General features: G+C 44.4%; 12 protein-coding genes. 5 read left to right on the plus strand and 7 right to left on the minus strand.

Annotated elements, in window-relative coordinates; all coding sequences use genetic code 11:
* The first annotated feature begins 86 nt into the window (after nt 1-86).
* The 4 genes from nhaA (at nt 87) to fabV (ending at nt 6,082) form a co-directional block, all read left to right on the plus strand.
* Nucleotides 87-1,262, plus strand: a complete 1,176-nt coding sequence (gene nhaA, locus J4N44_RS06685; protein WP_050936306.1) for a Na+/H+ antiporter NhaA — start codon at nt 87-89, stop codon at nt 1,260-1,262.
* Between the two features lie 458 nt (nt 1,263-1,720).
* The gene (gene psrA / locus J4N44_RS06690; protein WP_005444555.1) at nt 1,721-2,347 is read left to right on the plus strand and encodes a TetR family transcriptional repressor PsrA; all 627 of its coding nucleotides are present in this window, start codon (nt 1,721-1,723) and stop codon (nt 2,345-2,347) included.
* Between the two features lie 68 nt (nt 2,348-2,415).
* A complete protein-coding gene (locus J4N44_RS06695) occupies nt 2,416-4,701 on the plus strand; it encodes an acyl-CoA dehydrogenase (RefSeq protein ID WP_009698128.1) in 2,286 nt (761 codons plus the stop codon).
* A gap of 178 nt (nt 4,702-4,879) precedes the next feature.
* Nucleotides 4,880-6,082 (plus strand): enoyl-ACP reductase FabV, encoded by a 1,203-nt coding sequence (gene fabV, locus J4N44_RS06700; protein WP_005444550.1) that lies wholly within the window; start codon nt 4,880-4,882, stop codon nt 6,080-6,082.
* A 113-nt stretch (nt 6,083-6,195) separates the two neighbouring features.
* On the opposite strand, the gene J4N44_RS06705 is transcribed toward fabV, so the two are convergent.
* Both J4N44_RS06705 and J4N44_RS06710 read right to left on the minus strand, forming a co-directional pair.
* The gene (locus tag J4N44_RS06705; RefSeq protein WP_005444545.1) at nt 6,196-7,878 is read right to left on the minus strand and encodes an aspartate:alanine antiporter; all 1,683 of its coding nucleotides are present in this window, start codon (nt 7,876-7,878) and stop codon (nt 6,196-6,198) included.
* A gap of 181 nt (nt 7,879-8,059) precedes the next feature.
* On the minus strand, nt 8,060-8,326 hold the full coding sequence (locus J4N44_RS06710; RefSeq protein WP_005428550.1) for a GrxA family glutaredoxin: 267 nt from the start codon (nt 8,324-8,326) through the stop codon (nt 8,060-8,062).
* 360 nt (nt 8,327-8,686) lie between these two features.
* On the opposite strand from J4N44_RS06710, the gene J4N44_RS06715 reads away from it, so the two are divergent.
* The gene (locus J4N44_RS06715) at nt 8,687-9,925 is read left to right on the plus strand and encodes an iron-containing alcohol dehydrogenase (RefSeq protein ID WP_009702965.1); all 1,239 of its coding nucleotides are present in this window, start codon (nt 8,687-8,689) and stop codon (nt 9,923-9,925) included.
* A gap of 79 nt (nt 9,926-10,004) precedes the next feature.
* On the opposite strand, the gene J4N44_RS06720 is transcribed toward J4N44_RS06715, so the two are convergent.
* From J4N44_RS06720 to J4N44_RS06740, 5 genes are all read right to left on the minus strand, one after another.
* Nucleotides 10,005-10,859 carry a MurR/RpiR family transcriptional regulator gene (locus tag J4N44_RS06720; RefSeq protein WP_005444542.1) on the minus strand — a complete coding sequence of 285 codons (855 nt, stop codon included), beginning with the start codon at nt 10,857-10,859 and terminating at the stop codon, nt 10,005-10,007.
* Nucleotides 10,860-11,170: 311 nt separating this feature from the next.
* Complete coding sequence (panP, locus tag J4N44_RS06725; RefSeq protein ID WP_050903952.1) at nt 11,171-12,817, minus strand: pyridoxal-dependent aspartate 1-decarboxylase PanP; 1,647 nt, start codon at nt 12,815-12,817, stop codon at nt 11,171-11,173.
* A gap of 121 nt (nt 12,818-12,938) precedes the next feature.
* Nucleotides 12,939-13,451: a hypothetical protein gene (locus J4N44_RS06730; RefSeq protein WP_005444538.1), complete on the minus strand. Its 513-nt coding sequence runs from the start codon at nt 13,449-13,451 to the stop codon at nt 12,939-12,941.
* A gap of 211 nt (nt 13,452-13,662) precedes the next feature.
* The gene (locus J4N44_RS06735; RefSeq protein ID WP_005444536.1) at nt 13,663-14,568 is read right to left on the minus strand and encodes a LysO family transporter; all 906 of its coding nucleotides are present in this window, start codon (nt 14,566-14,568) and stop codon (nt 13,663-13,665) included.
* A 106-nt stretch (nt 14,569-14,674) separates the two neighbouring features.
* Entirely contained in the window at nt 14,675-15,595 is a 921-nt protein-coding gene (locus tag J4N44_RS06740) for an HDOD domain-containing protein (RefSeq protein WP_005444535.1), read from the minus strand.
* Nucleotides 15,596-15,698: the final 103 nt, after the last annotated feature.

The following is a 15,698-nucleotide window of genomic DNA, read 5'->3' on the forward strand; positions in this document are numbered from 1 at the left end:
CGATTATTCTAAAATTTTCAGCAGCTATACACTCTCATCATTCTTTGTTAATCGTTTATTAAGATAATAAATATAAGGGCGAAACCATGAACGATGTCATTCGTGACTTTTTCAAAATGGAATCCGCAGGCGGTATCCTTCTTGTGATTGCAGCAGCAATCGCTATGACCATTGCAAACTCACCGCTTGGCGAAAGTTATCAAGCAATGCTGCATACTTATGTATTTGGTATGTCAGTGTCTCACTGGATCAACGATGGCCTGATGGCTGTGTTCTTCCTATTAATCGGTCTTGAAGTAAAGCGTGAGCTGCTTGAAGGTGCACTTAAATCAAAAGAAACCGCAATCTTCCCTGCAATTGCAGCGGTAGGCGGTATGTTAGCTCCGGCACTTATCTACGTTGCTTTCAACGCAGGTGATGCAGAAGCGATTTCTGGCTGGGCAATTCCTGCAGCAACAGACATTGCGTTCGCTCTGGGTATCATGGCGCTTCTTGGTAAACGTGTTCCAATCAGCTTGAAGGTTTTCCTACTTGCGTTGGCGATCATTGATGACCTTGGTGTGGTTGTGATTATTGCGCTGTTCTACACTGGCGACCTATCAACGATGGCATTGATTGTCGGCTTCATCATGACGGGTGTCTTGTTCATGCTGAACGCAAAAGAGGTCACCAAGCTAACACCTTATATGATTGTCGGTGCGATACTATGGTTTGCCGTACTTAAATCTGGTGTTCACGCAACACTTGCAGGTGTGGTTATCGGCTTCGCTATCCCACTTAAAGGCAAGAAGGGCGAGCACTCCCCACTGAAACACATGGAGCACGCACTTCACCCATACGTAGCATTCGGTATTCTTCCTCTGTTTGCTTTTGCAAATGCAGGTATCTCACTAGAAGGCGTATCGATGTCAGGTCTGACTTCAATGTTGCCTCTGGGTATTGCGCTGGGTCTGTTGGTTGGTAAACCACTTGGTATCTTCACATTTAGCTGGGCGGCAGTGAAAATGGGCGTGGCTAAGCTGCCAGAAGGTGTGAACTTTGTACATATTTTCGCTGTGTCCGTGTTGTGTGGTATCGGCTTCACCATGTCGATCTTCATCTCGTCACTTGCGTTTGGCAATGTAAGTCCAGAATTTGATACTTATGCTCGACTAGGTATCCTGATGGGCTCAACGACAGCTGCTGTAATTGGTTACGCACTACTGCACTTCTCCTTGCCAAAGAAAGCGGTTGAAGAAGTCGCAAGCGAGAAAAAAGCGTAAGCTAAGATAGAATAATTTAACGAAAGCCTCCCGACAGGGGGGCTTTTTTGTATCCGAGGATCGGTGAAGTCTGTTCAACGTAATACAAGGTTAAGCGAAGGCGGCAAACTCAAATGACAGACGAAAAAAAGCCCAGACGAAAAATTGTCTGGGCGGATACAAACATAGGAGTTAATAAGAAAAAGCAGCAATGTAGCAACTAGATAGAAACAAGTTTGACGGCCTGTGAAACTTTAAATGCCCTAGTTGTTACAGTAATTCAGACCGAGACAATTCCAAACAGTTCCATTTTTTTTAGAATTTTTTTTCACAAAACAATATTCGCTTTAAATTCATTCCTTTAAGTTCGCACTTCTTTTATCTGGTCAGACCAATGCTTGAAAGTGTGATGTTAATCATTTGTTAATCTCAGGTTTCGGGAGTATATTTCAAACAGTTGTTTAATACGAGTGATTGAAATGGCCCCGAGAAGTACAACTAAAGAAAAAATACTCGATGTAGCAGAAGGACTATTTGCAGAATACGGCTTCAATGACACATCACTACGAACCATTACTGGTAAGGCGAATGTCAACCTAGCTTCGGTTAACTACCACTTTGGCGATAAGAAAACGCTGGTGAGGGCAGTATTAGATCGATACCTAGAAGCGCTAATGCCAAATATTAAGACGTCTTTGATCGAGTTAAACACGCGCGATGATTACAACATGGATGAAGTGTTTGAATCGCTACGTTTGCCTCTAAGAGCACTGAATGATGTGCGTCCGAATGGTACTGCGTTATTTATGTTGCTAATTGGTCGTGGATATACCGATGTCCAAGGTCATTTACGTTGGTTTATTAGTACAAGATATGAGGAAGTGCTAAAGCTGTTTATGTTTTCCATCATGAAAGCAAATTCGGAATTGACGGAAGAACAGTTGTTCTGGAGATTGCACTTCACACTAGGCACTTGTGTTTTCACTATGGCATCAAGCCAAGCGTTAACCGAGATTGCAGAAAGTAAGTTTGAAAAAGAGGTCGATGCAAAGTCTGTCGTTGATCTTCTGATTCCATACTTGTCGGCAGGTATGTCAGCCAAGTAAACAAAATTAAATCAATAATAAAATAAGTTAAAGCCGCGAGCGGTGACGTGAACAAAAGGATCTGAACTATGAGCTCTCTACGAAGAAAATGGATTAGTGACCCAGCATTCAAAATGTTTAAGAAAGTACTCCCTCCATTGTCGAGCACGGAAAAAGAAGCGATGGAAGCGGGTAGCGTATGGTGGGATGCTGAGCTGTTCTCAGGCAAACCTAACTTTACGACGTTACATCATTATCCAAAACCTGCGCTTTCTTCTGAAGAACAAGCTTTCATGGACAATGAACTCGAAACATTGCTTGAAATGCTTGATGATCAAAAGATCGTTAAGGAAGACAGAGATCTTTCGCCTGAAGTATGGGAATACTTGCGCAAAGAGCGTTTCTTCTCGTTAATCATTTCAAAAGAGTATGGCGGTCGTGAGTTCTCAGCACTGGCTAACTCGACCATCGTTTCTCGCATCGCAACACGTAGTATCAGTGCTGCGGTATCAGTGATGGTTCCAAACTCTCTGGGACCTGGTGAGTTGCTGTCTCACTATGGTACTCAAGAACAGAAAGATTATTGGTTGCCGCGTTTAGCAGATGGTACGGACATTCCGTGTTTCGCCCTTACAGGTCCAGAAGCGGGCTCTGATGCCGGTGGCATTCCAGATCAAGGCGTAGTGTGTTACGGAACTCACGAAGGTGAAGAAGTTCTTGGTATCCGTGTTAGCTGGAATAAGCGTTATATCACTCTAGCGCCAGTAGCAACAGTTCTTGGGTTGGCATTTAAGCTTCAAGATCCTGATGGTCTACTTGGCGACAAAAAAGACGTGGGCATTACTTGTGCACTTATCCCAGCAGATCATGAAGGTGTGGAGATCGGTGAGCGTCACGACCCACTAGGCTCTGCATTCATGAACGGTCCAACACGCGGTAATGATGTATTCATTCCAATGGAATGGTTGATTGGTGGTTCCGAATACGCAGGTAAAGGCTGGCGTATGTTGGTGGAATGTCTATCGGCTGGTCGTGGTATCTCTCTTCCTGCACTTGGCACCGCGATTGGTCACCTTACAACGCGTACAACCGGTGCTTATGCATATGTTCGTAAGCAGTTTGGTATGTCGATTGGTAAGTTTGAAGGTGTTGCAGAAGCGATGGGTCGCATTGGTGGTTTAACTTACCTGTTGGAAGCGACACGAACGCTGACAACCACTTCTCTGGATATGAAGGAGAAGCCGGGCATCGTGACCGCAATTGCCAAATACCACATGACCGAAATGGCTCGTACTATCCTGAACGATTCTTTCGATATTCATGCAGGACGTGCAATTCAAGATGGCCCAATGAATTACCTAGCTAAGCACTATTTGGGTATTCCCGTTGCGATTACCGTTGAAGGTGCAAACATCCTGACTCGCAACTTGATGATCTTCGGTCAAGGTGCGACACGTTGTCATCCATATGTTTTGAAAGAAATGGAAGCAGCAGCAAACCCAGATGTAAAAGAAGGCGCAAAAGAGTTTGACGAATTGTTGTTCAAACATATTAAACATGCGATGGGTAATACTTTTGGTGCTCTTGGCGCGGCATTGACAGGTTCTCGCTTTGTTAAAGCGCACATGAGCGGTCCTACGCAGCAATACTATAAAGACATCACGCGCTTAAGCCGCGCACTTGCAGTGAGCGCAGACTTTGCAATGTTAACTCTAGGTGGCGATCTGAAGCGTAAAGAAATGATCTCTGCACGCCTTGGTGATGGTTTGAGTTACTTGTACATGGCGTCCGCTGCACTTAAGAAGTACGAAGATGAAGGTCGTCAACAAGGTGATTTGAACTTTGTGCACTATGCCGTTCAGCACTGTTTGTACAACGCATCGAAGTCGCTTAATGAAGCGTATTCAAACTTCCCAGTGAAATACGTCGGTGGCGTTCTGAAAGGTCTGTTGTTCCCATTGGGTAATCACTTCAAAGCTCCAAGCGATGAGCTCTGTGTGAGCCTTGCTGAGGCAATGATGACGCCTGGAGCTCAACGTGACCGAATGACGAGCTTATGCTACATCGGTCAATCAGAGGATGATAGCGTAGGGCTCATGGAACGAGCGTTCCTTGCGATGTACGACGTGAAGCCTCTTGAACGCAAACTGATGAAAGCAGCGAAAGATGGCAAGGTAGCGCGTAAAGGTTTATTGCATGACCGCCTGCAACAAGCATTCGAAGCGGACGTACTTACTGAGCAAGAAATTGATCAAATTATGGCAGCAGACAAACTGCGCTATAAAGCGATTCAAGTCGACCATTTTAGCCACGACTTTTCAGAAGTTCGTACAAATGCACCAAGCAAAAAATCGCATTTGAACTCGGCAGCGTAATACGACTGCGTATAAAATAAGAAAAGCACCTCAATTGAGGTGCTTTTTCGTGTTTGAGCCTATAGCTTTTTTGTTGAGTGCTCCAACCACTTGCATTTTCGCAGCATTTTTACAGAAATTAGGTGCGAAGTAGGGCTGAACCTTTTATCCTAGCAACGTTTTTTAAAGGAAGTTGAATATGATCATCAAACCTAGAATTCGTGGATTTATCTGTACTACTACGCACCCAGTGGGTTGTGAAGCTAACGTAAAAGAACAAATTGCTTACACTAAAGCGCAAGGTCCAATTAAAAACGCGCCAAAACGCGTTCTTGTTGTGGGTGCATCAAGTGGCTACGGTCTATCTTCTCGTATCGCTGCGGCATTTGGTGGCGGCGCTTCAACTATTGGTGTTTTCTTCGAAAAAGAAGGCACAGAGAAGAAGCCAGGTACAGCAGGTTTTTACAATGCGGCTGCTTTCGAGAAGCTAGCTCGTGAAGAAGGTCTGTACGCGAAAAGCCTAAACGGCGACGCTTTCTCAAATGAAGCAAAACAGAAAACAATCGATCTGATCAAAGAAGACCTTGGTCAGGTGGATATGGTGGTTTACTCACTGGCTTCTCCAGTACGTAAAATGCCAGAAACGGGTGAACTGATCCGTTCAGCACTTAAGCCTATCGGTGAAACTTACACGTCGACTGCTGTTGATACCAACAAAGACGTAATCATCGAAGCAAGCGTAGAGCCTGCTACTGAGCAAGAAATCCAAGACACAGTAACCGTAATGGGCGGTGAAGACTGGGAACTATGGATTAATGCACTATCAGAAGCTGGCGTTCTAGCAGATGGCTGCAAAACTGTGGCGTACAGCTACATCGGTACAGAGCTTACTTGGCCGATCTACTGGGATGGTGCTCTAGGTAAAGCGAAAATGGACCTAGACCGCGCAGCAGCAGCACTTAACGAGAAACTATCAACAACTGGCGGTAGCGCAAACGTAGCGGTACTTAAGTCTGTTGTGACTCAAGCAAGTTCTGCAATTCCTGTCATGCCTCTTTACATCGCGATGGTGTTCAAGAAAATGCGTGAAGAAGGCGTACACGAAGGTTGTATGGAGCAAATCTTCCGTATGTTCAGCCAGCGTCTTTACAAAGAAGACGGCAGCGCAGCAGAAGTAGATGAAGTAAACCGTCTGCGTCTGGATGACTGGGAACTACGTGAAGATATCCAGCAACACTGCCGAGATCTATGGCCACAAATTACCTCTGAAAACCTAAAAGAGCTGACTGACTACGTTGAGTACAAAGAAGAGTTCTTGAAGCTATTCGGCTTTGGTGTTGACGGTGTGGATTACGAAGCAGACGTTAACCCAGCAGTAGAAACAGATTTCACTCAAATCTAATCGTTTCTAACGGTATTAAAAAGGCGCTCATTGAGCGCCTTTTTTGTGTCTTGAATCTCTGTGCTGAATAATGAGCGCTGCTTGAACACACCTGAAAAGCACGCTCAAAGAGATTAACTTAAAATAATCAGAATCGTACCGGCTAAAGTCATTAAGATATTGGCAATCGCGTAGGTACCTGCGTAGCCAAGGGCAGGAATAGTCGACTTCGCGTATTCGTTCACTACGTCCATTGCTGGTGCACACGTACGAGCACCGATGATGGCACCAAAGAGTAGAGCACGGTTCATCTTAAGTACGTAAGCGCCAACTAGGTACGCGAGCACGACAGGCACAACACTAACGATAAATGCCAAACCGATGATTTGTGGACCCACTTGAGTTAAGTGTTCAAACATCTTGCCACCGGCGCTTAAGCCGATGCCAACCATAAAGAACATTAAACCTAAGTCTTTGACCATATTCAATGCTCCTTGCGGTACATAACCGAAAGTAGGGTGGTTTGCTCGTAGGAAGCCCAGTGTGATGCCTGAAAGCAACAGACCAACTGCGTTACCTAGGCTGAATGACACTTGACCAAACGTCATGGTCACCAAACCAAACATAATACCTAGAATAAAGAAGCTACAGAATGCGAGCAGGTCTGCCATCTGGCTGTGGATCGAGATGAAACCGATTTTCTCAGCGAGACCATGAACACGACTCTTCTCTCCACTTACTTGGAGCACATCACCTTTGGCTAGAACAATGTCCAAGTCCATTGGCATTTCAATTTGAGCACGCACGACGCGGTTCAAGAAACAGCCGAATTCCGATAGATTCAAATCAGATAGGCGCTTACCAGCAATTGCATCACTTTTAACCACGATCTCTTCTTCGACGATTCGAAGGTCCAGCAAGTTACGGTCGAATACTTCTTTACCGTTGCGAAAGCTTGGATCAAGACGTGCATGGCTATCTGGGAAGCCTACCAATGCGATTTCGTCACCTTCTTGTAGGATTGCATCACCGTCTGGGTGAGCAAGGATACCATTACGGCGAATACGCTCTATGTAGCAGCCTGTTTGGCGGTAAATGCCCAATTCGCGAAGGTTCTTACCATCTGTCCAGTCAATTAGCTCAGGACCAACGCGGTACGCGCGGATGATTGGTAAGTAGACCTTACGTTGGCTAGAGTTACCCAATCCACGTTCTTGCGCAATTTGCTGAGCTGAATCGGATAGATTCTGCTTTTGCAGTTTTGGCAACAGTTTGGCGAACATGATCATACTGATCAAACCCACCAAATAAGCCATCGCATAACCAACCGATAGATTTTCTAATACCAAAGAAAAATCCATGTTTCGTGGGATGGTTGCAAGACCAGAATTCAACGCATCTTGTGCGCCCACCAATACAGGCGTAGCGGTAAGAGCGCCGGCCATCATACCCGCAGATAAACCAAAATCGAGTCCCATGTAATGGCTACAGAAATAGGTTAACCCTACCGCTGAGACTAATACGGTCATGCTCAAAATAAAATAATGTTTACCGTCGCGGAAAAATATGCCGAAAAAGTTTGGACCAGCTTCAATACCTACACAGTAGATAAATAGCATAAAGCCGATGGTTAGGGCTTCTGCGTTAAAGGAGAAACCAAGATGACCCATAACAAGAGAAGTAATGAGGACGCCTATGGAGTTACCTAACTGTAGGTTCCCAAAGCGAATTTTACCAATGGCAAGACCAATTGCTAATACGACGAAGATTAGAAGAATAGGGTTTTGTTCAAGAAGGTGTACGACGTCTATGTTCACTGTGTGGCTCGGTAAAGTGTGTGCCAAATAAAAGATTAAGAATTGCGAATTGTAACTAAATATAGCAAAAAGATAAGTGAATTTTTTTAGGTTTTACTATTACTTGACGTAAGGGAATAACAAATTGAATAAACAATAAAAAAGCCGCTAATAGCGGCTTTTAAAAATTCAGTAATTTGGATTACTCGTCGAATAGACCTAGGTGCTCTTTTGCGTAAGCTTCAAAATCATCACAACCACCAATGTGTGTTTGGTCGATGAAGATTTGAGGAACAGTTTCTACTGGCTTACCAACTGTTTTCTCTAGGTCAGCTTTAGAAATACCTTCAGCGTGGATGTCTACGTAACGGTAGTTGAAGTCATCACGTTTTGCTTTAAGTGTTTCTGCGTGCTCTTTCGCGCGAACACAGAATGGGCAAGCTGGGCGACCAAAGATAACTACGAACATAATCTTATTTCTCCTAAAATCTATTCTTTTTGAAAGCACAACTAGACTTCATGTCGGTACATGCTTTCGTTTCTTGAGACAACTATGCCCGATCCAGATACGGAAATAAAGCAGCATTTACCTCTTGTCTCGATAGGCGAAATCTATCGTATAAAAACTAAACACGCACTAAGCTTAAAGCCATGAAAAGTCACTTTTTAGAATGATTCTTAACCGCAAAAGCACATGACGTAAGTATGTGAAGTGACGCATAAAAACACACTTTTTGAAGGGTTAATGGCGGCAAGGTGCACTTGGTCAACTTTTTTTGGTGGAAAGCATAGCACTCTAGTGTGAGTTGTTGTTTTGGGGAGGAAGTGTATGTTTCAGTTTATGACTGCGACACGGATTATCTTCGGCGAGGGAGCACTCCAATCTTCGCTGTCTGTAATCAATCAATTTGGCTACAGCGTTTTACTGGTGACTGGTAAAGATACGCAACGTGCCACACCTATCATTAATTATCTAAAAGCGCAGAACATGCGTTATCAACACGTTGCCATCAATGGTGAACCTAATATCACAATGGTAGAAGAAACCGCAGTGCTTGGACGCAAATTCCAACCTGATATGGTTATCGCGATTGGAGGGGGTAGTGTCATTGATATGGGCAAAGCGCTCGCGGCGATCATACCTAACCAAGGTGACGTATATGACTACGTCGAAGTCGTTGGAAGAAACGTTCCTTTGAAAACCAAGCCGATTCATTTTATTGCTATTCCTACGACAGCAAGCACAGGGTCAGAGGTAACCAGAAATGCTGTGCTTAAATCGGGGCAAGACCAAGTGAAAGTAAGCTTAAGAAGCCCGGAAATGCTCGCAGACGTTGCGATTGTTGATCCAACCTTAACCTATGGTACTGACCAGTATACCTCTGGTCGTGGCGCGATGGATGCGTTTACTCACCTTATGGAAGCCTACGTTTGTGGTGATCCAAATCCTCTTACCGATATGGTGTGTGAAGAAGGTTTACGTCGCTTAAGCCGCTCAGTAATTGCAGGGTGTAAACAAGACAGTCACAAAGCCAGATCAGACCTTTCTTTTGCGGCACTTTTAGGCGGAATGGCAATCACAAATGCCAAGCTCGGCGCTGCGCATGGTTTAGCTTCCGCATTGGGAGGCAAGCTTGATGCGCCGCATAGTGTGATTACTGCACGTCTGGCTCCGCATGTGATGCAAGAGAATATCAATGCGGCAAAGCAAGCAGGACGAAGTGATGTGATCAGTCGTTATAAGCGTTTAGCGCAATTAGTGACGGACCGAACTAATGCCAATGAGCACGATGGCGTGCTTTGGGTGAAAATGGTGTTAGATAAGCTAGCGCTACCTCAGTTAGGTAAGTTTGGAGTATGCCAAACTTCTTTTGAGCAAGTTGCGGATGATGCTTTGAAGTCAGTAGCAATCAAAGGCAACCCCTTACCCCTTACGCAGGATCGGTTGGTGTACATTCTTCGTCAAGTTTGTGATTGTAGCGATGCGTGTGTAGGAGAGAGTTCGCATCACGTAAGTTCAGTAGAAGTGCTGGAGTCTCGCTCTGATCTATCGGATGTGAATCAATAGAAATACGACCTGAACAGATACGAAAAGGGGAGCTACTTAGCTCCCCTTTCTATTTTTTATTACAGACTAAGTCGATTCGTTAGTATTGACTTAGCTTATCGTAGCGGCTGTCTTTCAATGCGTCTTTTACTCGCTTTAGGTTTTCACGGAAGCCAGTACCACGGCGCAGCGTGAAGCCTGTTGCTAGGACATCGATAACCGTCATTTGTACTACGCGACTTGCCATTGGCATATACACGTCGGTATCTTCTGGCACGTCTAGTGTAATAGCCAGTGAACTCGCTTTCTCTAGTGGTGAGTCTTTTGCTGTGATTGCAATAACGGTTGCACCGTTTTCACGTGCAAGGTTCGCAATCTCAACTTGGCTCTTAGTACGACCTGTGTGAGAAATCAGAACGATAACGTCATTGTCGCTACAGTTAATGCAGCTCATGCGTTGCATTACGATATCTTCAAAACAAGTAATAGGAATGTTGAAGCGGATAAACTTGTTTTGAGCGTCGCGTGCGACAGAAGAAGAAGCACCTAGACCGAAGAATGAGATGCGCTTCGCTTGAGTCAGGAGATCAACTGCACGATTAACTTGCATCGCATCAAGGCTATTTTTTGCGACATCTAAACACGCCATTGTCGATTCGAAAATCTTGTGCGTGTAGGCATCAGGACCATCGTCTTCTTCCACATTACGGTTAACGTAAGGCGTACCATTGGCAAGGCTTTGCGCAAGGTGAAGTTTAAAATCTGGGAAACCTTTGGTATCCAGACGACGACAGAAACGGTTAACAGTAGGCTCACTCACGTCAGCCATTTTAGCTAACGTTGCAATGCTTGAATGAATTGCAGTTTGTGGAGACGCCATAATCACTTCCGCAACTTTGCGCTCTGACTTACTGAAATTCTCCAGATTTTTTTGAATTTTTTCTAATGTATTCATAGTGTTCACGAGGGTATAGAGAACAACTCGCTGGCTCTGCTAACGAATGGAAACCCAAAGGCTTCTCGGTCTAGAGGGGCGTTAACGAAAACTACCAGCGCCATAAATTCAGTATAAACCCGATCCTCAATCTGGCTAAACCAAATACGGTTACTATTTCGTGAGAATTTGACAAGCCTCAAACAAAATGTTGTAAAAACTACAGAATTGGATGTGGGATCGATGGTTTGTTGCTCTAGTGGCACAATAATGATGATTGAGTTACATCAAAAAGAAAGAAATTTTCAATTTGATGTAACTCACATTGGCACTTAAGAATTGAGAATGTCGTCGACAGTTTCTTCAATTTTTGCCATTAAGCTTGGGGCTTGTTGAGCAATTTCGCGCTGCTCGTCCAATACCGCACTTAGAATGTCATTGGTCGTCAATGGGTTCGCTAACACAACACGGAATACAATGGTGTTCATGCGTTGCCATTGGTCTGGGTTCAGTCGAGTACGTGACACAAAGGACTTACCTGTTTCACGCTGGCGCTTTTGGATAAACTGAGTCAGTTGGTTGAGTAACTCATTCAGTTTCTCTTTCTGCGTACCTTGTGCTTTCTCTAATGCTGCGCGCATATTGGTTGGCAAATAACGGTAAGTCAGCAGACAAAGCTCAGGCTCAGACACTAACTCAAAGTCTTCTTGCTCGTTAATAAGATCAGCGAAGTAGCGCGCTTTGGCGATACTCTGGTCAATCAGCAGTTCATAACCAGGTCGGCTAATGATATGCATTGCCGCGTAAACCAACATCGCCATACCGGAGCGAGAGCCTTCAAGGGTGTGGCTACCTAGGTCTTTTGAGCCCTTACGCAAAATGTATTGTGCGTGGTGCTCGATTGACTTCATCGCATCTGGGTCTTTAAACAGAACCATACCTGCACCCATAGGGATGTAGAGTTGTTTATGCGCGTCAATCGTCACAGAGTCTGCAAGTTCGACCCCACCAAGTAGGTGACGATGATTGTTCGACATCAGTGTCGCACCACCCCATGCTGCATCCACATGGAAGTGACAATCGTGTTCAGCACACACTTCAGCGATTTGAGGAAGCGGGTCAACGCTACCGGTTTCTGTCGTACCAGCAACACCAACCACCGCAATAGGCTTGATATTTTGCGACTCAAGTTCCGCAATTTTTGCTTTCAAGTCATCAACGATAATGCGGTTGTTTGCGTCTGTTTTGACGGCAACTAATCCTTCTTGACCAAGCCCAAGTACGTCGGCAGCTTTCTTCAGTGAGTAATGCCCACGCTCAGAAACCAGAATTGCCAGCCCTTCATAGCCATAATGTTTCATGGCTTTGAAAAGACCTTCTTTTTCAACGCCTTTGAATGCGCCATCTGCTCTTAGTGCTTTATTGCGAGCAACCCAAAGCGCAGTAATGTTCGCGATGGTACCGCCAGAACAAAATGCACCGAGAGAGTGCTTCGCGCTGTGCATCCACTTACGGTAGAACTTGTCGTCCTGACCATAAATAAGGCGATGCAGCATACCAAGTACTTGGCGTTCAAGTGGTGTGAATGCTTTCGAAGTTTCAATCTTTACCAAGTTTTGGTTCAAGGCGATCATGATCTTCGACAGCGGCATTAAGAAATACGGCAGGGCAGAAGTCATGTGACCAATAAAGCTTGGCGCAGATGTATGAACCGAGTGAGATACCAAGGTATCTAGTAGGTGCTCGGTATGGTCTGACACGAACTCTGGTTGCTCAGGAATCTGAGCAGAAGAAAAGTCTTTCTCAATTTCACGTAAAGGCTTTTCTTCTGCCACGATGTGTTCACGAAGAAATTTGTTCAAGTTCTGGGAGAGACTCTCGTCGATTTTGGTCAACGTAGAATCTGGACCTTCAGGAATTGTGAAGATCTTTAACAAGCTCTCGAAGCTAACGTCAGCGGTTTTTTGTTCCTTAACCATAGCAAAGAATCTTTGTAGTTATTTTGGTAATGCGAGCGGCACAATCTAAACCAAAACGGGCGCAAAGTCCCGTTTTAATTATTGAAACCCATGTTGCTGAAATGAAATTCTAGGGCGAGGTTTATTCACACTTCTGCTTTTCAATCTTAGCAATTGATTGATTGTACTTATTAAGCGCAGAATCGATCTGTTTTGGGTGGCTCAATAAGTCAGCAAATGCAGAACGTAGGTCATAGTTCTTTGGATGGTTCGCCGATTGACGATCACTAAACGTTTTTTGTGCAGCTTGACCGAGCTCATCACTGCGTGTTGCAAGCTGCTTCACATCGTGTTGTTCTAGCTTGAGCCACGCTTCAACAGGTTGCTCTGTAGCAACACGGCTAGGATCATTTTTCAGGAAGTAATGTACCGCTTCACGGTTTAATTCAAAGTGGTGTTGGCGACCTTCTAAGAACCATTGACTTACTTCTTTCAAATCTGGGTATTGAGTAACGGTTAGGTCTACAAGGTCTTGATACCACTGTAAAGAGGCGTCTATATAACCGTCGTATTTGTTTGCAAGACATTGCTGGTCAGCAGCAAAGGTAAAAGTTGAGCTTGTAGCGAGGAGCGCTGCAACGACAAAGCGTTTCATTGTTATTCCTTTTTGGTTGAATTCCCTTTGTAACCCCAATAGGCACTATGCCTTGCCTGTCACTGATTACCGATCCAAGAGTTTAAAAATCAAAGGGCTCGATAACTAAGCGGTAATCCAGAAAATTCTCTTTGAATTGAGCATTTTGAGGTTACGTGGGTATTTGAATTTTTGCCGTATTGTAATGGATGTTAATGAATATTCCTGAGATCTAGCTAGCAAGAGACACAAAGAAAAGCATCATGACAGGCACCAATAAGCTCAAAATAAAACCACTTACGATCGCGACAGGCACACATCGAACCCCCCCAGTTGTCTGGATGACTGGCAGGGTAAAGTCCATTGCTGTTGCTCCTGCGTAACCAATGGCTGTTGAAGGGTAGGTGCGAATAAACAATGGAATAGCAACTAATGCGACCAACTCACGCATCAATTCAATCAAGAAGGAAGCGCCGCCAAAAATGGGACCAAATGCATCACCCATCAAGATGCCAGCTAACGAATACCAACCAAAGCCAGAAGACATTGCCAGCGCTTGGTAGAGTGGTAAATCCAAGATCACTGAGGCAATTGCACCACCGAGCATACAAGTTGCAATAATGACTGTCGCAATCGCCATGCCTTGTTTGTTCAACAGAATCTGCTTAAGGGTTAAGCCGCTATTACGCAATTGAATGCCAATAAAGAACAGTAGAAGAAATAAAATCCATTCGCTCGCCGTATCCACCCAAGAAAGACCAATTGGCAAGATCAAACCGGCAATCAAACCACCACCAACGACGACAACAAGCTTGATTGATTCTAATGCCATAGAAGACAGTGGGAGTTTTTTCTGGTTTTGGTCGGTTTGCAAAGGAAGCAGTTTATCGACTAGCGGCAAGGCAAGTAGGTTACAAGCGCCCAAACAGACGAAGAAAGTACCAGCGTAAAGCAAGATGGTTTGCAAGTTGCTGCCGAGGTTGTCGAGTGCAGCAAGGCTTAAACCCATCAAGGAGAGAATGACGTAAATCAGGTATGAGGTCGACTTGTTGATTTTTTCAAGTACCGACGCCTGAGAAATTGGAATTAAGTAGCCCACCACCAATGGGGCAAAGATAAATAGCATCCCTGAGAACATAAAACTCAATGATTCCTTTATGAGGTAAGCAAAATACATAGCCACGCATAAACAGCTCAGAATACTATCTGATGCTTAGCGTGGCTTAAAATGAAGTATTGAGAGATTAAAGACCGCTTGCGCTTAGAACTTCTTTAATTTCACAATGGAAGTCAGTATCACTCATATTGCTCAACTCGTACAAGATTTCTGCACCCGTTAAATTGAATTCCACTTCATGATCTTCAATGCGTTCATCTTGGTTACGGAACATTAATAAGTGGTTTGCGATACGAGCAATATCCAGGTAGCTGACTTCTGGGCGCGATGCTTCATATTTTTCATTCGATGAAACCTCACGGAAATCATTGTCAAAACCCCACTTCTCCAATACTAATTTGCTTGTCGCAGAACAGCGCGTTTGGAATATTTGTAGTGCAATATCTGCATCTAAGTAATTACCACGATCAAGATATAAGTGGTATTCGTTGATGAGACAGAACAGACCAATATCCGCCAACAAACCTACTAATAGCGCTTTTTCTTGCTCTAGGTGACCGTATGTCGCTGGTTCATGCTTACGGAACTCTTGGACAACCAATACCATGGTTGCGCCTAGCTCACGAGAAACCGCGGCACTTTTCACCAATATACTATTGCAGTCTTTAGAAAGGTTGACCGAATGCTTTAACTGTTCAATTGCTTGAGCTGTGACGATATCCCTCACTCGTAAAATGCCTAAGCGAGATACCGCTGTTGTCAGGTCATTACAGGTAATATTACGGCGATTAAAAATCACGGAATTCGCGACGCGAACCACAACCGCAGCAAGACTAGGATCTTCTAGTAACGCATTTGCGACGTCGGAAATCGTGGTGTTTTCTTCTGTGCAGAGTTGCTGGATTTTAAGTACGACATCAGGGATAGGAGGAAGGGAGATTTTCCCAGTAGAAATTGATTGTTCTACTAGGTGAGCGAACTCAGATTCGAGTGCTTTTATAAGCTTATCTTTATTATTTGGTAGCCAAAAAAATGATAGATGTTCCATTATGACGTTGTGCTAGAGAGCTTTCGTACAGTGTACCTCCACACTATGTTGCTTATCAATTAAATACCTATTTCACGTTCGCAATTGCCGCATTTATCACCAT

The sequence above is a fragment of the Vibrio sp. SCSIO 43155 genome (assembly GCF_023716605.1).
Lineage (GTDB): Bacteria > Pseudomonadota > Gammaproteobacteria > Enterobacterales > Vibrionaceae > Vibrio > Vibrio harveyi.